This is a genomic window from Amycolatopsis oliviviridis, assembly GCF_014654365.1.
Classification (GTDB): Bacteria; Actinomycetota; Actinomycetes; order Mycobacteriales; family Pseudonocardiaceae; genus Amycolatopsis; species Amycolatopsis oliviviridis.
This window is the reverse complement of record NZ_BNAY01000001.1, coordinates 1571620-1590480: the sequence shown is the minus strand read 5'-3', so window position 1 is coordinate 1590480 and position 18861 is coordinate 1571620. Positions and strand designations below refer to the sequence as shown.

The 18861-nt window shown below is 67.4% G+C and carries 19 protein-coding genes; 10 read left to right on the top strand and 9 right to left on the bottom strand.

The window, feature by feature from the left end; genetic code table 11:
• The first annotated feature begins 76 nt into the window (after nt 1-76).
• The 3 genes from IE302_RS06930 to IE302_RS06920 all read left to right on the top strand — a co-directional run bounded on the left by IE302_RS06930 (nt 77) and on the right by IE302_RS06920 (nt 2942).
• A complete protein-coding gene (locus tag IE302_RS06930; RefSeq protein WP_191252780.1) occupies nt 77-934 on the top strand; it encodes a helix-turn-helix domain-containing protein in 858 nt (285 codons plus the stop codon).
• Between the two features lie 70 nt (nt 935-1004).
• A complete protein-coding gene (locus IE302_RS06925; RefSeq protein WP_229907632.1) occupies nt 1005-2513 on the top strand; it encodes a CYTH and CHAD domain-containing protein in 1509 nt (502 codons plus the stop codon).
• A 75-nt stretch (nt 2514-2588) separates the two neighbouring features.
• The gene (locus IE302_RS06920; protein WP_191252777.1) at nt 2589-2942 is read left to right on the top strand and encodes an STAS domain-containing protein; all 354 of its coding nucleotides are present in this window, start codon (nt 2589-2591) and stop codon (nt 2940-2942) included.
• A gap of 1 nt (nt 2943) precedes the next feature.
• Here IE302_RS06920 and IE302_RS06915 read toward each other — a convergent pair whose 3' ends face one another.
• From IE302_RS06915 to IE302_RS06900, 4 genes are all read right to left on the bottom strand, one after another.
• Nucleotides 2944-4398 carry a DNA polymerase ligase N-terminal domain-containing protein gene (locus IE302_RS06915; protein WP_191253162.1) on the bottom strand — a complete coding sequence of 485 codons (1455 nt, stop codon included), beginning with the start codon at nt 4396-4398 and terminating at the stop codon, nt 2944-2946.
• 112 nt (nt 4399-4510) lie between these two features.
• Nucleotides 4511-6535, bottom strand: a complete 2025-nt coding sequence (locus tag IE302_RS06910; RefSeq protein WP_373307913.1) for an ABC transporter ATP-binding protein — start codon at nt 6533-6535, stop codon at nt 4511-4513.
• Complete coding sequence (locus IE302_RS06905) at nt 6535-8268, bottom strand: ABC transporter ATP-binding protein (RefSeq protein ID WP_191252775.1); 1734 nt, start codon at nt 8266-8268, stop codon at nt 6535-6537. The genes IE302_RS06910 and IE302_RS06905 overlap by 1 nt, the downstream gene beginning before the upstream one ends.
• 30 nt (nt 8269-8298) lie before the next feature.
• A complete protein-coding gene (locus IE302_RS06900; protein ID WP_191252773.1) occupies nt 8299-8946 on the bottom strand; it encodes a TetR/AcrR family transcriptional regulator in 648 nt (215 codons plus the stop codon).
• Between the two features lie 272 nt (nt 8947-9218).
• Here IE302_RS06900 and IE302_RS06895 point away from each other — a divergent pair, with 272 nt between their 5' ends.
• The 7 genes from IE302_RS06895 (at nt 9219) to IE302_RS06865 (ending at nt 14458) form a co-directional block, all read left to right on the top strand.
• Nucleotides 9219-10445, top strand: a complete 1227-nt coding sequence (locus IE302_RS06895; protein ID WP_191252771.1) for a sensor histidine kinase — start codon at nt 9219-9221, stop codon at nt 10443-10445.
• Complete coding sequence (locus IE302_RS06890; RefSeq protein WP_181777271.1) at nt 10442-10876, top strand: roadblock/LC7 domain-containing protein; 435 nt, start codon at nt 10442-10444, stop codon at nt 10874-10876. Before IE302_RS06895 ends, IE302_RS06890 begins: the two co-directional genes overlap by 4 nt.
• 19 nt (nt 10877-10895) lie before the next feature.
• Nucleotides 10896-11279: a DUF742 domain-containing protein gene (locus IE302_RS06885; protein WP_039918479.1), complete on the top strand. Its 384-nt coding sequence runs from the start codon at nt 10896-10898 to the stop codon at nt 11277-11279.
• Complete coding sequence (locus IE302_RS06880) at nt 11254-11871, top strand: GTP-binding protein (protein WP_191252769.1); 618 nt, start codon at nt 11254-11256, stop codon at nt 11869-11871. Before IE302_RS06885 ends, IE302_RS06880 begins: the two co-directional genes overlap by 26 nt.
• A gap of 24 nt (nt 11872-11895) precedes the next feature.
• On the top strand, nt 11896-13122 hold the full coding sequence (locus IE302_RS06875) for a styrene monooxygenase/indole monooxygenase family protein (protein ID WP_191252767.1): 1227 nt from the start codon (nt 11896-11898) through the stop codon (nt 13120-13122).
• A gap of 118 nt (nt 13123-13240) precedes the next feature.
• On the top strand, nt 13241-14095 hold the full coding sequence (gene ku, locus IE302_RS06870; protein WP_093938317.1) for a non-homologous end joining protein Ku: 855 nt from the start codon (nt 13241-13243) through the stop codon (nt 14093-14095).
• 150 nt (nt 14096-14245) lie between these two features.
• Nucleotides 14246-14458 carry a hypothetical protein gene (locus tag IE302_RS06865; RefSeq protein ID WP_191252765.1) on the top strand — a complete coding sequence of 71 codons (213 nt, stop codon included), beginning with the start codon at nt 14246-14248 and terminating at the stop codon, nt 14456-14458.
• Between the two features lie 242 nt (nt 14459-14700).
• Here IE302_RS06865 and IE302_RS06860 read toward each other — a convergent pair whose 3' ends face one another.
• The 5 genes from IE302_RS06860 to IE302_RS06840 form a co-directional block, all read right to left on the bottom strand.
• Nucleotides 14701-14856 carry a DUF6131 family protein gene (locus tag IE302_RS06860; protein ID WP_191252763.1) on the bottom strand — a complete coding sequence of 52 codons (156 nt, stop codon included), beginning with the start codon at nt 14854-14856 and terminating at the stop codon, nt 14701-14703.
• 209 nt (nt 14857-15065) lie between these two features.
• The gene (gene ahcY, locus IE302_RS06855) at nt 15066-16541 is read right to left on the bottom strand and encodes an adenosylhomocysteinase (protein WP_191252761.1); all 1476 of its coding nucleotides are present in this window, start codon (nt 16539-16541) and stop codon (nt 15066-15068) included.
• A 250-nt stretch (nt 16542-16791) separates the two neighbouring features.
• A complete protein-coding gene (locus IE302_RS06850) occupies nt 16792-17844 on the bottom strand; it encodes a DNA polymerase IV (protein ID WP_191252759.1) in 1053 nt (350 codons plus the stop codon).
• Nucleotides 17845-17853: 9 nt separating this feature from the next.
• Nucleotides 17854-18279 carry a YciI family protein gene (locus IE302_RS06845; protein ID WP_191252757.1) on the bottom strand — a complete coding sequence of 142 codons (426 nt, stop codon included), beginning with the start codon at nt 18277-18279 and terminating at the stop codon, nt 17854-17856.
• Between the two features lie 63 nt (nt 18280-18342).
• The gene (locus IE302_RS06840) at nt 18343-18609 is read right to left on the bottom strand and encodes a DUF3040 domain-containing protein (RefSeq protein ID WP_191252755.1); all 267 of its coding nucleotides are present in this window, start codon (nt 18607-18609) and stop codon (nt 18343-18345) included.
• Nucleotides 18610-18861 lie beyond the last annotated feature (252 nt).

Sequence of the window (18861 nt, the reverse complement as noted above, 5' to 3'; positions counted from 1 at the left end):
CAAGTTATCAGCAGTTGAGGTGAATTACCGCGTGGCAATCACTGCGCGGCCGGAGTTCCGCTCTACTTTGTCCCGCATGGTTGAGAAGGATTCGACGGCGCGGACCCGGGAACTGGGCCACCGCATGAAGGCGTTCCGGCAGCGCAGGCACTTCAGCGGAGCCGACGTCAGCCGCCGTAACGGCTGGTTGCAGAGCAAGGTCACGAGGTGGGAACAAGGGCTGCGCGAGCTGTCCGTGGTGGACGCGGCGCTGTACCTCGCGAGCTGCGGCGACGCGGAGCCCGAGCGCGACCTGCTGCTGGAACTGACGCAGCCCGGCGGAGACCTGTACTGGGTGCGGCCGTACTTCGACGAACTCGTCGATCCGACGCAATCGCTGGCGATACAGGAGAATCTCGCGCACACCCTGGTGCGCTACGAGTCGTTGACGCTCCCCGGACTGCTGCAGACCGAGCCGTACGCGCGCACCACCTACGAACTGATCGGCAACCGCGACCAGGCTCGGCTGGACCAGGTCGTGAACGCGCGGCTGGAGCGTCAGCGGCTGCTCCGACGGGATCGCCCGCCGCGGTGCCGGTTCTACATCCACGAGCGCGCGCTGCGTTCGGTCGTCGGCTGTCCCCGGATCATGCACGAGCAGTTGCTGCACCTCGTCTTGTCGGCGAACCTGCCTTATTGCGCCATCCGGATCGTCCCCGAAAGCAACGAAGTGAGCAGAACGATCGAGAACTCTTTCACCATCATGGAATTCGCCGAGCATCCGGCGGTGGTGTACACGGATTCCTATGCGGCCGGACTGTTCATCGACGATCGGGTGGCGGTCGAGGCGTATTATTCCCTTGTCGCGCGGCTGGAAAGCGATACCCTGACCGAGGAAAGGTCACGCCAGGTTCTCGCCGAATGGGCGGATCGGTACGACCGGATGGACGAGTGACCCGATCGGGGTTTCCCGTCGTCTCTTCCTGGGGTAATCGTTCCGGGTAGCCGAGGAGAAGGAGGACGTGGTGACGAAGACGCAGGAAGGCGCCCCGATCGCCGAGGCGGAGATCGAGCGGAAGTACGACCTGGCGGCGGACAGGCCCATCCCGCCGCTGGTCCCGGCCGGTCCCGTGACGAACCAGGCCGATCCGCGGGTCGACGTCCTCGACGCCACGTACTTCGACACCTCCGACTTCCGGCTCGCGCAGGCGGGGATCACGCTGCGGCGCAGGCTCGGCGGAAGCGACGAGGGCTGGCATCTCAAACTGCCGGTCAGCGAGGACAAACGCGAGGAACTCCGGCTCCCGCTGTCGGGTAAGCCGGACAAGGTGCCCGGCGCGCTGGCGAAACTGGTCCGCGCGCACACTCTCGGCGCCAAGCTCGTCCAGGCCGCGCACCTGCGCACCGAACGCACGTCGTACGCCTTGCTCGACGCGAAGGGGCGCGAAGTCGCGACGCTGACCGACGACGTCGTCACCGGTGAGGCGGGCGGGGAGAAGGCTCACCTCGACCGCTGGCGGGAGATCGAGATCGAACTCTCGCCCGGCACCGATCCGGAAGTGCTCGACAGCCTGGACAGGGCCGTCGTGAAGGCGGGCGCGGAGCGGTCGAGGTGGCCGTCGAAGCTCCGTCGGCTGACCGACGAGCTCGTGCCGCCGTCCAGGGGAGCGTCCGGTTCGGTGCTGGCGGACTACTTCGCACAGCAGCTGGACGCTCTGCGCCGCAACGACATCGGGGTCCGCCGGGACGTCGAAGACGCGGTGCACCAGATGCGGGTCGCGAGCAGGCGGCTGCGGAGCGGCTTGAGAACCTTCCGCCGCTCTCTCGACGCCGACGTCGCGAACGGGCTCGCCGCTGAACTCCGCTGGCTCGGCGGCGAACTCGGGCCGGCGCGGGACACCGAGGTGATGGCCGCGCGGCTGCACGAGGAGGTCGGCGCACTGCCCGCCGAACTGGTACTGGGCAACGTCGAGCAGCTGATGACGCGGCACTTCGCCCGCGAAGCCGAAGAAGCCAAGGCGCGGGCCATCCGGGCGCTCGACAGCACGCGGTACACGGATCTGTTGCGATCATTGGAAAAGATCGTCGCCAAGCCGCGGAAGATCAAGGACGGCAGGAAAGAGCTGCGTAAAGCGGTCGCGCGTTCGGACCGGAAGCTGCGCGAGGCGGTCGCCGCGGCGAGCGAGCTGGAGCCCGGCCCGGAGCAGGACGCCGCGTTGCACGAGGTGCGCAAGAAGGCGAAGCGTGCCCGGTACGCCGCGGACACGGTCCGGCCGGTGGCGGGCAAGAAGCTTCGAAAATGGCGAAACAACGTCAAGTCGGTGCAAACCACCCTCGGTACCCACCACGACGTCGTGGTCACCCGGGAAGTCCTGAGGCTTCTCGGTCTCCGCGCCTACGCCGAGGCCGAAAACGCTTTCACCTACGGTCTCCTGCACGGTCGTTCCGTCGCCGCCGCGGAGGCCGCGCACCGGCGCTTCGCCGGGGAATGGCAAGAGCTGAGTAAAGGTTCGCGACCGAAATGGCTCAAATGAGGTAGCCCGGGTTGACCTCTCGCCGCTCGTGAGTACCGTCGAGGGGACTTGGTGGTCTGGAGAGAGGCGCCCCCAATGTTGCCTGGCCAGCGCGTACCCGGCGAACCGCCGCCCCTGGCCGTGACCACCAACCGCCGCGAAGACGGCGTCGTCATCCTTACCGCGGTGGGGGAGATCGACGCGGCCACGATCGGCAGGTTCCGCACCGAACTCAACGGTGCCTGTGGCACGGGACGGCAAGTGATCCTCGACCTCTCGGGCGTCGGTTTCCTCAGCTGCGCGGGATTGCACGCGCTGGAGGAGGCGAACTCCGTGGCGCCGCGGTTCTCGGTGATCGTGAAAACCGCTTTGGTGTCAAGGATTCTGGACGTCAGCGGGGTCGGCGCCGACCTCGACGTCCGGCAGCACGTCGAGGACGTGAGGCTGTAGATCAGCCGTTCGGTTCGACGTCGTCGGCGCTGACGTCCGGAAGGAGGCCGCGCCAGCGCGGATTGCGCAGGCAGCCGGCCTCGGTCCAGCCGCCGAAGACGACCTCGCCGACGATGGTCGGCCTCGACCAATGCGCGTCCCGCGCCTGCTTCTCCGGGACGGAGTCGAACGGTGAGGTCTTGCGCTCCAAGCGGAACAGCCGCTGGGACAGTTCCTCCAGTTCGTCGACGGCGAAGCCGACGCCGACGTTTCCGATGTACCGCAAGCCGTTCTCGTGCGGGACGCCGAGCAGCAGCGAACTGAACGTGCCCGCCCGGCTGCCGCCGCCCGGCCGCCAGCCGCCCAGCACCACCTGCTGGACCCTGGTCCCGGTGATGGAAAGCCAGTCCCCGGTGCGCTTTCCCGGGTGGTACGCGGAGCCGGCCCGTTTGGCGATGATGCCGGCGAGCCCGTGTTCACGGGCCGCCCGCGCGACCGCGCCGCCGTCCCCCAGATAGAACCGCGGGACCTGCCAATGCGGTCCGGCGAGGCCGATTCCGTCGAGGAGCTCCCGCCGTTCCACATACGACGACTCGACACAGGAACGACCGTCCAGGTGCAGGAGATCGTTGACCAGATAGAACGCCGGGTACCGCGCGGTGAGTCGTTTCGCGGAGGTCTTCGTCGCCCGCGCGCGGTGCCCGAGACCTTCCGGGCTGGGCCGCCCACCGTCGAAGACGACGATTTCCCCGTCAAGAAAGGCTTCGGTGGCCCCGAACTGCTCGCCCAGCCCGCGGAATTCCGGGTACAACCCGGTGACATCGTCGCCGGAATCGTCGTATGCGGTGATCCGGCCCCCGGACACACGGATCAGGGTGCGGCGCCCGGACCAGTCGAATTCGTACGCCCAGTCCGCGTCTTCGCCGGTCGAGGGGAGACGCCCCGGTTTGGTCAGCATCGGCGCGAGGAAAGACGGCAGTCCGGTGCGTCCCGGGTCCGCGGGATCGAGCCGTTTGAGCAACCAGCCGCGATCATTCCCGTCCTTTTTCACGTTGAGGAACAGGTATTTCCCGCGGGCCCGTGTCCCGTGGAAGACGACCTCGACCTTGTGGTTGTTGAAGTGCAGCGTTTCGTACCGGCCGGTGTCCCAGATCGTCATGGTGCCGCCGCCGTATTCGCCGGCGGGAATCTCGCCTTCGAAGGTGAGGTATTCCATCGGGTGGTCTTCGGTGTGCACGGCGAGGCGTTCGAGGTCCGGCGACATCGGCAGGCCTTTCGGCACCGCCCAGGAGACGAGGACCCCGTCCCGTTCGAGCCTGACGTCCCAGTGCAGGCTGCTCGCGTGGTGTTCCTGGATGACGAAGAGATCGTCGGCCCCGGTCTGTCCGTCGCGATCCGGAAGAGGCTCGGGAGTGTGCCCCGGTCTGCGCTTACGGCGGTATTCGCCGAGTTTCTCCGCCATGGTCGGCCAGCGCACCCCTCTCCGGATCCGGTCACGCAAGCCTAGCGCCGTTCACCGTCCGTACGCGTGGTGAAGGCCCCTTTTCCTACCGTGAAAGTAGGAAAAGGGGCCTTCGGCCGGCGGTGGCTCAGTCTGTTTCGGCCAGCGCCTCGGCGAACTGGGCGGCGTACAAACGCGCGTACGCACCACCGGTGAGCAGCAGCGTTTCGTGGTCGCCCTGCTCGACGATCGAACCGTTCTCCATCACGAGAATGACGTCCGCGTCCCGGATGGTGGACAGCCGGTGCGCGATGACGAAACTCGTCCGCCCCTCGCGCAGCGAATTCATCGCCCGCTGGATCAGGACCTCGGTCCGGGTGTCGACCGAACTGGTGGCCTCGTCGAGGATGAGGATCGCGGGCTTCGCCAGGAACGCCCTCGCGACGGTGATCAGCTGTTTCTCGCCGGCGCTGACCGTGCCGCCCTCGTCGTCGATCACCGTGTCGTAGCCGTCGGGCAGGGTGCGGACGAACCGGTCGACGTGGGTCGCCTTGGCCGCCGCGACGATCTCTTCCTGCGTGGCGCCCGCGGAACCGTAGGCGATGTTCTCCGCGATCGTGCCGCCGAACAGCCACGCGTCCTGCAGCACCATGCCGGTCTTGGCCCGCAGGTCCTCGCGGTCCATCCCGGCGATGTCGACGCCGTCCAGGGTGATCCGGCCGCCGTCGAGTTCGTAGAACCGCATGAGCAGGTTGACCAGCGTGGTCTTCCCCGCGCCGGTCGGGCCGACGATGGCCACCGTGTGCCCCGGTTCGACGGTGAGCGACAGGTCCTCGATGAGCGGTGCGTCCGCGGTGTACCGGAACGACACGTGTTCGAACTCGACCTGGCCGCGCGCGTTCTCCACCCGCGCGGGTTCGGCGGGCTCGGGCTCCTGCTCGTCCGCGTCGAGCAACGCGAAGACCCGCTCCGCGGACGCGATCCCGGACTGCAGCAGGTTCGCCATGCTGGCGATCTGCGTGACCGGCTGGCTGAACTGCCGCGAGTACTGGATGAACGCCTGGACGTCGCCGAGCGACAGCGTCCCGGAAGCCACCCGCAGCGCGCCGATGACCGCCACCAGCACGTAGCTCAGGTTGCCGATGAACATCATCGCGGGCTGGATGGTGCCCGAGATGAACTGCGCCTTGAAGCTCGCGTTGTACAGCGTGTCGTTGTGCTCGCGGAAGACCTCCTCGGCCTCCTCGCGGCGGCCGAACACCTTGACCAGCGAGTGCCCGGTGTACATCTCCTCGATGTGCGCGTTGAGCCGTCCCGTGGTGGACCACTGCTTGATGAACTGCGGCTGCGCCTTCTTGCCGATCTTGGCCGCGACGACCACCGAAGCGGGCACCGAGAGCAGCGCGACCAGTGCCAGTACCGGCGAGATGAGGAACATCATCACGAGCACGCCGATGACCGTCAGCAGCGACGACACGATCTGCGCGAGTGTCTGCTGCAGGGACAGCGCCAGGTTGTCGATGTCGTTGGTCGCCCGGCTCAGCACCTCACCGCGCGGCTGGCGGTCGAAGTAGCTCAGCGGGAGCTTGGCGAACTTCTCCTCGATCCGTTCCCGCAGCTCGAACACGGCCCGCTGGACCAGGTTCGTGGTCAGGCGCGCTTGCAGCAGCGCGAAGAACGACGCCACGATGTAGAGGAGCAGCACCCACATCAGGACCTGGCCGACGGCGTCGATGTCGATGCGCTGGCCTGGGACGAAGTCGATACCCGAGTACAGATCGGCGACGGTGGTGTTGCCCGCCGCGCGCAGCCCGGCGATGACCTCTTCCTTGCTGGCCCCCGACGGCATGTCCTTCGCGACGACACCCGCGAAGATGAGGTCCGTCGCCATGCCGAGGATCTTCGGTCCGATGACGCTCAGCGCGACGCTGGCGATGCCGAAGAGCAGGATCCCGTACAACATGGCGCGCTGCGGTTTCAACAGACCCAGCAGGCGTTTGAACGATCCCTTGAAGTCCAGGGCCTTCTCGCCCGACTGTCCGCCCATGAAGGCGGCGGGGCCGCGGCCGAAACCGCCTCCACCGGGGCCGGGTCCCCGTGCGGCGCTCGCGCGCTCGCCCACCGGTTTGGCCGGAGCGCTCGCGGCGTCCGTCGTGGATTCGGGCGCGCTCATCAGGCGGCCTCCTGCTCGGTCAGCTGGGACAGCACGATCTCCCGGTAGGTTTCGTTGCCGTCCATGAGTTCGGTGTGCGTGCCGTTGCCGACGACGCGGCCTTCGTCGAGCACGATGATGCGGTCGGCGTGGCGGATCGTGCTGACCCGCTGCGCGACGATGACCACGGTCGCCTCGGCGGTCTCGGCCACCAGCGCCCGTCGCAGCGCGGCGTCGGTCGCGTAGTCGAGCGCGGAGAAGGAGTCGTCGAAGAGATAGATCTCGGGACGCCGCACCAGCATCCGCGCGATCGCGAGCCGCTGCCGCTGGCCGCCCGAGACGTTGGTGCCGCCCTGGGCGATGGGGGAGTCCAGTCCTTCGGGCATCCGCTCGACGAAGTCCTTGCCCTGTGCCACTTCCAGGGCGTGCCAGAGTTCCTCGTCCGTGGCGTCGGACTTGCCGTAGCGGAGGTTGCTCGCGACCGTCCCGGCGAACAGGTACGGCTTCTGCGGCACCAGCCCGACGGCGTCGGACAGCACGGTCGAGTCCAGCTCCCGGACGTCGACGTCGTCGACGCGCACCGAGCCGTCGGTGGCGTCCATGAGCCGGGGGATCAGGTTCAGCAGCGTGGTCTTCCCGCTGCCCGTGCTGCCGATGATCGCGGTCGTCTCACCGGGCCGCGCCGACAGCGAGATCTCCTGCAGCACCGGCTTTTCCGCTCCCGGGTAGCGGAACTCCACATCGGACAGTTCGAGCCGCCCGTGCACTTCCCCGGGGCTGACGGGGTTCGCCGGAAGGACGACGCTAGTGTGCGTGTCGAGTACCTCGGTGATGCGCTCGGCGCTGACCTCGGCCCGCGGCACCATCATGAACATGAAGGTGGCCATCATGACCGCCATCAGGATCTGCATCAGGTAGGACAGGAACGCGGTGAGCGCGCCGATCTGCATGCTGCCGTCGTCGATGCGCAGCCCGCCGAACCACAGCACCGCGACGCTGGAGGCGTTCATCACGAGCATGACGATGGGGAACATCAGCGCCATGAGCCTGCCGACGATCAGGGAGACGTCCAGCAGTTCGGTGTTCGCCTTGGTGAACCGGCGCCGCTCGTGGGTGTCCTTGACGAAGGCCCGGATCACGCGGATGCCCATGATCTGCTCGCGCAGGATCTGGTTGATCTTGTCGATGCGCTCCTGCATCAGCCGGAACGCCGGTCGCATCTTCGCGATGATGATCCCGACCGCGGCGCCGAGGATCGGCACCACGACCACGAGCAGCCAGGAGAGGGTGACGTCCTGGTTCAGCGCCATGATGATGCCGCCGAAGCACATGATCGGTGCGGACACCATGAGGGTGAAGGACATCAACGTCAGCATCTGCACCTGCTGGACGTCGTTGGTCGTGCGCGTGATCAGCGACGGCGTCCCGAACTGGCCGACTTCACGGGCGGAGAAGTCCTGGACCCGGTGGAAGATCGCGTCGCGGATGTCGCGGCCGACCGCCATCGCGGTACGGGCGCCGAAGTAGACGGCGCCGATCGAGCACGCGATCTGCACCAGCGACACCAGCAGCATGACGCCGCCGACACCGAGGATGTAGTCGATGTCGCCCTTGACCACGCCGTGATCGATGATGTCGGCGTTCAGCGTGGGCAAGTAGAGCCCGGCGAGGGTCTGCACGAACTGCAGCAGCACGATCAGCCACAGTTCTCGCCGGTACGGGCGCAGGTGAATGCGCAACAGCTTCGTCAGCACAACGGTTTCTCCCCAGTGGTGGGTAGGGTGTTACTGCTTCTTCGGTTTTTTCACCGGTTCGGGCCGGGTGAGTGAAGGGACGCCCATCGAGGCCTCGCGCAGGAGGGCCGCGATCGTTTCCAGGAAGGGCTCGGCACCCTCGTTCATCAGCCAGTTGAAGAACGCCGTCTTCACCGCGGACTCCACGATGGCCGCCATCAGCCGCGCGTTCAACGCGTTTTCGGCGCCGGCGCCCGCCCGCTCCAGGATCCCCTCGGCCAGTACCCGCTCGACGGTGGCGTGCGCCTTGAGGAACTCGCCGTGCACCGACGGGTGCAGGATCATCGATCGCGCGACCTGCACCGTGTCGCGGTTCGGCTCGCCGTCGCGGCCATAGGTCTCCAGGGTCGCGGCGCTGACCGCTTCCCACAGCGGCTCTTCGGGCGGCCTTTCCCGCAGTGCCTCCAGCACGCGTTCCTGCCGTTCGACGATGAACGAGCAGATCGCCTCCTCCTTGCTGGAGAAGTAGTTGTTGAACGTGCGCGCGGAGACGCCGACGGCGTTGGCGATGTCCTCGACGCGGACCTGTTCGACGCCCTTCTCCGCGGCGAGCTTGAGCGCTGCCTCGCTCATGGCACGACGGGCCGCGCGTTTCTTGCGTTCGCGCAGTCCGAGAGGGGCGGCGGGGTCCGAGGTCACGACCGACAGCGTAGGCAAAAGTTGCGTGCCCCGCAAATTTATGCGCACTCCGCACTTTTCGGACATCCCCCGTGGCGCAGCACACTCAAGATGAGCCGAATGGCCTAGTGCGCACCGCTCACCAGCCGTAACGCTTTCGTTGCCATGTCACTGCGAGCTGTTGAACAGAAACCGGCTGTGGACACGGATAGTTACTTCTGCTTGCATGGCCGTCGTTGTGCTGGGGAGTGCGACACGGGTCCGGGTATGCGAAGAGAAAGAAGTGGAAGCACATGGTGACGCGGGCTCGAGGCTTGCTTGACCGCTCACGGGTTCTTCTGGACCGTTCCAGGGTCGCCGCGGCGCAGTTCCTCGCCGCCCCGCCCCGGCACGCTCCGTCGGCTCCGCCCACCGAACAGGCGGTCGAACAGCGGCCTGCCGTGGAAGCGCCGGACGCGGGTGCGCTCGCCGGCGTCTGTTCCAATGTCGCGCTGCGCGACCTCAACCTGCTCGACCAGCTGCTCGCGCAGCTGGAGACGATGGAGGCGGGGGAGGACAACTCCGACCGTCTCGCCGAGCTCTACCGGCTCGACCACCTGGCGACCCGTTTGCGGCGCAACGCCGAGAACCTGCGCGTGCTCGCCGGCCGGGACGCCGACGACACGACCGCCGGGATCTCGTCCGTGCTCGACGTGATGCGGGCCGCGATGTCGTCGATCGACCACTACTCGCGGATCACGATCGGCCGTGTCGTCTCGCTCGGCGTCGTCGGTTTCGCGGCCGAAGACGTCAGCCGGATCCTCGCGGAACTGTTCGACAACGCGGCGAACCAGTCTTCGCCGAGTTCCCCGGTCAGTGTCAGCGCGCACCTCACCGAACAGGGGAGCGTGCTGATCCGCATCGAGGACGAGGGCATCGGCATGCCGCCCGATCGCCTCGCGACGCTGAACGAGCGACTGGCCGCCGGTCCGGTGCTCGACGACGATTCGGTGCGGCACATGGGACTCGCCGTCGTCGGCAGGCTCGCCGACCGGCACGAGATCACCGTCAAACTCGACCGCCGCACCCCGCACGGCACGGTCGCCACCGTGCTGCTGCCCGTCCCGGTGGTCTCGGAACTGGCCGAGAAGCAGTGGTCCGGTTCGCAGACCGTGGTGCTGCCACAGGCCAGGATCACCAACGGAGCGCCCGTGGCGAACCCCGTCGCGACGCCGTCCGGACTGCCGAGGCGCCGCCCGGCCCCGTCGGCCGACCCGGAACCGGACCGCAAGCCCAGCCCGCGTCCGCGTACGGCCTTCCAGCCGCCCGCCGACGGCGGCACCACGCGGAGCGGCCTCCCGCGCCGGGTTTCCCGCAGTATCAGGACTTTGCCCGACGAACCGGCCCCGCCGACCACCCCGCCCGCCGACGCGGCGGACGGGCACGAGGCGCTGCTGGCCGACCTCGACGCCTTCAGCGACGGCGAGCGTGCCGCCCTCGACGACCGGCACGAGCGTGAGACCGGAGGAAACACCCAGTGACCGCCCAGGACGCGACCACGGATTTCACGTGGCTGCTCGACGACTTCGTGCGCAAGGTGCACGGCGCCAGTCACGCGCTGATCATGTCCGTCGACGGTTTCCCTTTGACCGCGTCGGAATCGGTGTCCAGTGACGACGCCGAGCAGCTCGCCGCGATCGCCAGCGGCCTGCTCAGCCTCGCGGGCAACAGCGCCGCGCTGTTCGGCAAGGGCAATTGCGAGCAGATCATCATCCGGCTCACCCGCGGGTACTTCCTGTTCATGGGGATCGGGTCGGAGGCGGGGCTCGCGGTGCTCACCGAGCCGGACTGCGACATGAAGGTCGTCGCCTACGAGATGACCCAGTTCATCACCAACGCCGGTCACGCCCTCACCCCCGAGGTGCGAGCGGGACTCCGGCAGGTCCTGACCGCCCGACGGCCGCAGGCCTGAGAATCCGGAGAAGGAAGGGATGACCGTGTCCAGCGATCAAGCTCCGGACCGGCCGGTCAAGATGCGCAGCCGCAGAATCCGGCCGTACGCGCTGACCGGCGGCCGCACCAAGAGCAGCCAGCTGCTCCTGGTGGAGACCCTGATCTCGGTTCCGCGCTATGACCCGTCGCTGGCCGAGGCGCTGATGCCCGAGTCGCGCTCGCTGTACGAGCGCGCCCGCGAACGCTCGTCGATCGCCGAGCTTTCGGTGGGACTGGATCTGCCCCTGGGCGTGGTCCGCGTGCTCATCGGCGACCTCGCCACCCAGGGTGCCGTCTTCGTGCACCCGACGGCCCACGCTTACAACCACGATACGAACGTGCTCGAGAGGATCCTCGATGGACTCAAGCGCCTCCCGGTCTGACGCCGATCTGCTGGCGATTTCCGCCAAGATCGTGGTCGCCGGTGGATTCGGCGTGGGCAAGACGACGTTCGTCGGCTCCGTCTCCGAGGTCCCGCCCCTGAGCAACGAGGCCTGGATGACCGAGGCGGGTGCCGGGGTCGACGAGCTGGTGCCGCCCGGGACCAAGTCCACCACCACGGTCGCGATGGACTTCGGCCGGATCACCCTGCGTGAAGACCTGCTTCTGTACCTGTTCGGCACCCCCGGTCAGGCCCGGTTCTGGTTCCTCTGGGACGACCTCTCGCGCGGCGCGCTCGGCGCCGTGGTGCTGGTCGACACCAGCCGGATCGACCAGTCGTTCGCCGCGATCAACTACTTCGAGAACGACTCCGAGCTGCCGTTCATCGTCGCGGTGAACCAGTTCGAGGGCACGCCGGTGCACGACCTCGAAGAGGTGCGCGACGCGCTGGCGCTGTCCCCGGACATCCCGCTGGTCACCTGCGACGCCCGCGACCCGAAGTCGGCGGTCGCGACGCTGCAGGAACTGGTATCCCACACGCTGTCCCTCGCGGTGGTCTCCGGACCAGGGCGAGAATTTGCCTCACTCAGCTGACCGGTTCCGGGAGGAATGTCGAGCATGCGCAAGGTTCTGATCGTCGGTGCCGGGCAGTCGGGGTTGCAACTCGCCTTGAGCCTGCTGGACCACGACTACGACGTCACGGTGATGTCGGCGCGGACGCCGGACGAGATCCGGTCCGGCAAGGTGATGTCGACCCAGTGCATGTTCCACTCGGCCCTGCAGCACGAGCGGGACCACAAGCTGAACCTGTGGGAGGAAGAGACCGTCCGGGTCGAGGGACTCGGCGTGTCCATCGCGGGCCCTGACTCCAGCCGCGTGCTGGACTGGTTCGCGCCGCTGGAGCACTACGCGCAGTCGGTGGACCAGCGGGTGAAGATGGCGGCCTGGCTGGAGCTGGTGGAGGACCGCGGCGGCAAGGTCGTCATCCACGGCGTCACCACGTCGGATCTCGCGCCACTGGCGAAGCTCTACGACCTCGTCGTCGTCGCGGCGGGCAAGGGCGAGCTGGTCCAGCTCTTCGACCGGATCCCGGAGCGGTCGCCGTACACCGAACCCCAGCGCGCGCTCTCGCTGGCGTATGTGCACGGCCTCGAACCGCGGCCCGAGCATCCGGACAAGGCCGCGGTGCGGTTCAACATCATCCCCGGCGCGGGGGAGCTGTTCATGATCCCCGCGTACACGCTGAGCGGGAACTGCGACATCCTGTTCTTCGAGGGCGTCCCCGGCGGCCCGCTCGACTGCTGGGACGACCGGCCGTCGCCCCAGCAGCATCTGGACCGGATCCTGTCGCTGATGAAGCAGTTCCTCCCGTGGGAGTACGAGCGTTCGAAGAACGCCGTGCTGACCGACGGGAAGGCGACGCTGGCCGGCGGGTACACCCCGGTCGTGCGGAACGCGGTCGGCAAGCTGCCGTCCGGGACCGCGGTGCTCGGCATGGCCGACGTCGTGGTGGCCAACGACCCGATCACCGGCCAGGGCTCCAACAACGCGAGCCACTGCGCGGCGTCCTATCTGGACTCGATCCTCGAACACGGGGACAAGCCGTTCGACGAGGCGTGGATGACCGCGGCGTTCGACAAGTACTGGGAGTACGCCCAGCACGTGACGACCTGGACGAACGCGATGCTGCAGCCGCCGCCCCCGCACGTGCTCCAGATCATCGGCGCGGCGGGGGAGAAGCCCGCCGTGGCGACCCGGTTCGCGAACGGGTTCTCCGATCCGACCGATTTCCAGCACTGGTTCTTCGATCCCGCGAAGGCGGAGAAGTACCTGGCCGAAGCCTGATTCCGGAACCGCGACAGTCCCGCGAACGGGTTCACGGGACTGTCGCGTCGCGTCTTTTCGGGCTACCGTTGTTACCGAGCGTGAGTACGGTCGGTGACGGCGGTGGAGGTGCGGCTCGATGCGTTCGATGTGGAAGGGCTCGGTGTCCTTCGGGCTGGTGAGCATCCCGATCCAGCTCTACGCGGCCACCGAGAACAAGAACGTCTCGCTGCGCCAGGTGCACGAGGCCGACGGCGGCCGAATCCAGTACAAGCGGTTCTGCACGATCGACGGCGAGGAAGTGCCCTACGCCGAGATCGCCAAGGGCTACGAACTGCCCGACGGCGAGATGGTCGTGCTCACCGACGAGGACATGTCCGAGCTGCCGCTGGCGTCGTCGCGGGCGATCGACGTGCTCGAATTCGTGCCGCTGGAGTCCATCGACCCGATCCACTTCGACAAGACCTACTACCTCGAACCGCAGAAGAACGCCGTCAAGCCGTACGTGGTCCTGCGTGACGCGCTGCAGAAGGCGAGTCACGTGGCGATCGCCAAGGTCGCCATCCGGCAGCGCGAGACGCTCGCGATCCTCCGGGTGCACAGCGACGTCCTGATGATGACGACGATGCTGTGGCCCGACGAGGTCCGCGTCCCGGACTTCGGCTTCCTGCACGAGGATCCGCCGCAGGTGCGGCCGCAGGAGCTGACGATGGCGGGTTCGCTGATCGACTCGCTCTCGGAGCCGGTGTTCGAGCACGAGAAGTACACCGATTCCTACCGCGAGGCGCTGGAGGCCATGATCGAGGCCAAGGCCGCGGGGAACGAGACGGCGAAACCGAAGGCCGTCGGCGCGAAGGCCGACGTCGTCGACCTCATGGAGGCCCTGCAGGCCAGCGTGAGCGAGGCGAAGAAGACCCGGAAACCGTCGACGGCCAAGAAGGCCACCGCGGCCAAGAAACCCGCTTCAGGCAAGCGAACCCCGAAGAGCGCCTGACTATCCTTTGTGGACTGTTGTGCCCGGCGTCACCCCGCCGGTTCCCGCGACACGCCGCGCGTATGCCGGGTTCTGTCGTCCCTCGGTGGTAGTAAGGCAATCGAGGAGAACTTTTCCGAAGCGATCTTCGACCTGATCGCGGGAGGCGGCATGAGCATGGAGTGCGCGTTCTGCGCCGGCGGACTCGACCACTGTCACGGGACCCTGGTGGTCCACCTCGAGGGCGGTTTCACCGAGTGCAGCGAAGACGGCTGCGTCGACCTGGACCTCGCCCGGCACACGCTGACGATCGACTGCTTCGACGTCGACGGCGGCTGCTCGTGTGCGGAGATGCCGGCGCGGCTGCTGCTGCGAGCTTCTTGACCGCCAGCCAATACACCAGTCCGGCCCGATTCTGGTGATCGGGACCGATTGCCACCCGAAGGTGTATGCATTCGTGTACATCATGGCCGGGAATGTGTTAATCATGACGGGGTCCTCCGGCTCTCCCTCCCCCTCGGAGCCGGGGGACCCCTTCATGTCACGGAAACGGACCGGGCCCCCGGCGTGGGGGAACGCCGGGGGCCCGGTCCGTTCAGGTGCTGGTACCGGTTTCGGGCAGCTGCTCAGTACCAGTGGGCGCGACCGCCGATGGCCTTCCCGGTGTTCCCGAGAACGGCCAGGATGATGCCGATGACCGCCAGTGCGATCCCGATCGAGTACAGCACCGGGATGCTGGCGATGAAACCGACGACAATCAGGATGACGCCGAGAATGATCACGGGAACACCTTCTCCTTCGTAGTCGCCCCGGCCGAAGTGCTGCCAGGGTGTGGCTACTCAGGGGATTCCCGCCTCACACGGCGAGAAACAGGTCCATCCGGCCGTAGTTTTCACGCATTCGGCCTAGTTCGCGGGGTACCGGGCGCCACGCTCGGGACGTTCACCGTCTCAAACGTGGCGCTCGGTACATCGGCCCGTCGCGGCGGGGCTCAGTAGCGGTAGTGGTCCAGCTTGTACGGACCCTCGACGTCCACGCCGATGTACTCGGCCTGGCGCTTGGTCAGCTTCGTCAGCCGGACGCCCAGCGCGTCGAGGTGCAGGCGAGCCACCTTCTCGTCGAGGTGCTTCGGCAGCACGTGGACGTCGGTGGCGTACTCACCCTGCTTCGTGAACAGCTCGATCTGCGCGATCGTCTGGTTGGTGAAGGAGTTCGACATCACGAAGCTCGGGTGGCCGGTGGCGTTCCCGAGGTTCATCAGCCTGCCCTCGGACAGCACGATGATCGAGTGCGCCTCGCGGTCGGCCGTCGCGGGGAAGACCCACTCGTGCACCTGCGGCTTGACCTCGATCTTCTGGATGCCCGGGATCTTCGCGAGCCCGGCCATGTCGATCTCGTTGTCGAAGTGCCCGACGTTCGCGACGATCGCGTTGTGCTTCATCTTGGCCATCTGGTCGGCCATGATGATGTCGAAGTTGCCGGTGGTGGTGATGAAGATGTCGCCGCGCTCGACGACGTCGTCGAGTTCCACGACGTCGAGGCCCTCCATCGCCGCCTGCAGCGCGCAGATCGGGTCGATCTCGGTGACGACCACGCGGGCGCCCTGGCCCCGCAGCGATTCCACCGCGCCCTTGCCGACGTCGCCGTAACCGCAGACCACCGCGACCTTGCCCGCGATCATCACGTCGGTGCCGCGGTTCAGGCCGTCGATGAGCGAGTGACGGATGCCGTACTTGTTGTCGAACTTCGACTTCGTCACCGAGTCGTTCACGTTCATCGCCGGGAAGAGCAGTTCGCCTTCCTTGGCGAGCTTGTAGAGCCGCTTGACACCGTTGGTGGTCTCCTCGGTGACCCCGCGGACCTCCTTGGCGATGCGGGTGAACCGGCCGGTGTCGCGGCCGAGGCTCTCACGCAGGGTCTCCAGCACGAGCGAGTACTCTTCGCCGTCTTCCTCAGTGGCCTGCGGCACGGCGCCGGCGGCCTCGAACTCGACACCCTTGTGGATCAGCAGGGTCGCGTCGCCGCCGTCGTCCAGGACCATGTTCGGGACGCGGCCGTCGCCGAAGTCGAAGAGCTGGTCGGTGCACCACCAGTACTCGGCGAGCGTCTCGCCCTTCCACGCGAACACCGCCGAACCCGAGGGCTCCTCGACGGTGCCGTTCGGGCCGACGACGACAGCGGCGGCCGCCTCGTCCTGAGTGGAGAAGATGTTGCAGGACACCCAGCGCACTTCGGCGCCGAGCGCGACGAGCGTCTCGATCAGCACGGCGGTCTGAACGGTCATGTGCAGCGAACCCGCGACCCGCGCGCCCTTCAGCGGCTGCGAGTCGGCGTATTCGCGGCGCAGCGCCATCAAGCCGGGCATCTCGACCTCGGCGAGGCGCAGCTGCTTGCGGCCGGCCTCGGCGAGGGAGAGGTCGGCGACGGCGAATTCGATCCCGTTGACCTTGGACAGGGTGGGGCTCACTGGTTCTCCAATCATCAAGGAAGGCAAGGCGGAGCGGTCCTTCTCGCCGGTGGCGGGAAGGACGATGTCAGTGCGGGGGTCGTTCAGCGCACGGCCTCGACGACGGCCGGAAAAGGGTTCTGACGCAAGAAAGGCACCTCCACAGTGGGAGGCGCCCTTACGTCTGTCGCAGCGGGCCGAGCGTGGCGGAAGAATTCCGTCGCAGCGCCTCTCGGCCCGGAACCAGAATGGCAAAGCGCCGCGAGCGCTGTCAAGGCGACGCGGATCGCGCCGCCGTCGAGAGGAACTCGGCCCGGACACCCAGCAACCGGACCGGTCGGCCGAGGTCGAACATGTCGAGGACGGCCAGCGCGGCCTTCTCGATCTCGGCCGGATCCGCGGTCGGTGCGGGCAGGGTCACGCTGTGCGTATGGGTCAGGAACGGGGCGAACCTGACCTTGACCGCGACCCGCGCGGCGGGCCTGCCTTCCTCGGCGACGTCGGCGGAAACGCGTTTCGCCAGGGCGGCGACCTCGGCGGCCATGACGCCGGGATCGGTCAGGTTCTGCTGGAAAGTCGTCTCGCGGCTGCGTGACCGCGCCACATAAGGCGTCGCGGTGACCTCGGCGTCGCCGATCCCGCCGGCGAGGATCCGGTACCACGGGCCGAGCTTCGGGCCGAACCGGGCGGCGAGGTCCGCCGGATCGGCGCCCGCCAGCTCCAGCACGGTCCGGTAGCCGGCTTCGGCGAGCTTCTTCGTGGTCTTGGCGCCGATGCCCCACAGCGCGTCCGTCGGCTTCTCGGCCATGACGTCCCACCAGTTCTCCTGGACGAGACGGAAGATCCCGGCCGGTTTGGCGAAACCGGTGGCGAGTTTCGCGCGCAGCTTGTTGTCCCCGATACCGACCGAACAGGACAGTCCGGTTTCCTCGGCCACCACCCGCCGGAGGTCGGCGGCGAGCGCTTCGGGATCGTCGGTGGTGGCGCCGAGGAACGCTTCGTCCCAGCCGAGCACCTCGACCACCACCGGGAATTCCCGCAGCGTCGCCATCACCCGATCGGAGACTTCTTGGTACGCGGGCGCGTCGGTGGCGAGGAAGATCGCGTCAGGGCAGCGTTTCGCGGCGGTTCGCAACGGCATCCCGGACTGGACGCCGAACTCCCGCGCCTCGTACGACGCCGTCGCCACGACGGCTCGTTCGGTCGGGTCGCCGGTGCCGCCGACGACCACGGGCTTGCCCCGCAGCTCAGGCCGCCGGGCGACCTCGACCGCCGCGATGAACTGGTCGAGGTCGACGTGAAGTACCCACTCCCGGACGACCATGAGCGAAGCTTAAGACCGTTCGGCGACCTCGTCGCGCATCCGCTGCTCGTTCTCCTGCAGTTCCGGCGTGAAGGCCTCGCCGAAGTCCTCGGCTTCGAGGATCTTGCGGACTTCGAGCACGGTGTCGCCGTGCGGGGGAGTGGGGCAGCGCTTCGCCCACTCGATCGCTTCGGCGCGCGAAGGGACGTCGACGATCCAGAAGCCGCCGACCAGTTCCTTGGCCTCGGTGAACGGGCCGTCGGTGACCGTGGCCCCGGCGGCGCCGAGCGTGACCCGCGCGCCCTTCGAGCTCTCCTGCAGACCTTCGCCACCCACGAGGATCCCGGCGTCGAGCATGTCTTGATTGAACTTCGCCATGGCGGTCAGGGCCTCCATCGGCGGCATCTTCCCGGCTTCGGAATCCTCGTCCGCCTTGATGATGATCATGAACCGCATGCGTCTTCCTCCCAGAGAAACCGGACGTAACGCCCGGACTCTACCGGCGCGCGGGGAGGGTGATCAGTCCTGCCCGAACCGGGACAGGTGCACGATCACCGCCATGGTCACGGTGAGCATTCCGGTCAGCAGGAGAGCCGGGCTGTTCAGCACCATGCCCAGCAGCATGAGCAGACCCGCGACGATGTCGAGGGTCAGGAGGACCGTCAGCCGGAGCAGCGGGGGCCGTGCGGGCCTGCCGGCGCGGAGCCGGGCGGCCAGCGCCGGCTCGGTGAGCTCGAACCAGCGCTCGATCTTCTCCAGCTCTTGCCGATCGTGATGGCTCAGCATCGGTTTCTCCTTCGGCGCGCCCCGCCCGTCGACATCCACGGAATACCCAGGTGCCGCGCCGGGTAAGCATCGAATTTCGAGGAAAATCGTATAACGTCCTATACGCCTTGGCGAATGGCACATCCCTTCTGGGCCGAATGGTTGCGCCATTAGTGGTTTCGGCACGCGGAAAGATCGTCAAAGATGGGGTGTGATCGGTAGTTTCCACGCTGGTGGCCAGGGCGGCCACGGGCAGCTCCATCTGGGAGGACG

Excerpts from the sequence above, each read along its gene's own strand:
- IE302_RS06930 (WP_191252780.1), top strand. The coding sequence starts at position 77 with ATGGTTGAGAAGGATTCGACGGCGCGGACCCGGGAACTGGGCCACCGC.
- IE302_RS06920 (WP_191252777.1), top strand. The coding sequence starts at position 2,589 with ATGTTGCCTGGCCAGCGCGTACCCGGCGAACCGCCGCCCCTGGCCGTG.
- IE302_RS06910 (WP_373307913.1), bottom strand. The coding sequence starts at position 6,535 with ATGAGCGCGCCCGAATCCACGACGGACGCCGCGAGCGCTCCGGCCAAA.
- IE302_RS06895 (WP_191252771.1), top strand. The coding sequence starts at position 9,219 with ATGGTGACGCGGGCTCGAGGCTTGCTTGACCGCTCACGGGTTCTTCTG.
- IE302_RS06885 (WP_039918479.1), top strand. The coding sequence starts at position 10,896 with ATGACCGTGTCCAGCGATCAAGCTCCGGACCGGCCGGTCAAGATGCGC.
- IE302_RS06880 (WP_191252769.1), top strand. The coding sequence starts at position 11,254 with ATGGACTCAAGCGCCTCCCGGTCTGACGCCGATCTGCTGGCGATTTCC.
- IE302_RS06875 (WP_191252767.1), top strand. The coding sequence starts at position 11,896 with ATGCGCAAGGTTCTGATCGTCGGTGCCGGGCAGTCGGGGTTGCAACTC.
- ku (WP_093938317.1), top strand. The coding sequence starts at position 13,241 with ATGCGTTCGATGTGGAAGGGCTCGGTGTCCTTCGGGCTGGTGAGCATC.
- IE302_RS06865 (WP_191252765.1), top strand. The coding sequence starts at position 14,246 with ATGAGCATGGAGTGCGCGTTCTGCGCCGGCGGACTCGACCACTGTCAC.
- IE302_RS06850 (WP_191252759.1), bottom strand. The coding sequence starts at position 17,844 with ATGGTCGTCCGGGAGTGGGTACTTCACGTCGACCTCGACCAGTTCATC.
- IE302_RS06845 (WP_191252757.1), bottom strand. The coding sequence starts at position 18,279 with ATGCGGTTCATGATCATCATCAAGGCGGACGAGGATTCCGAAGCCGGG.
- IE302_RS06840 (WP_191252755.1), bottom strand. The coding sequence starts at position 18,609 with ATGCTGAGCCATCACGATCGGCAAGAGCTGGAGAAGATCGAGCGCTGG.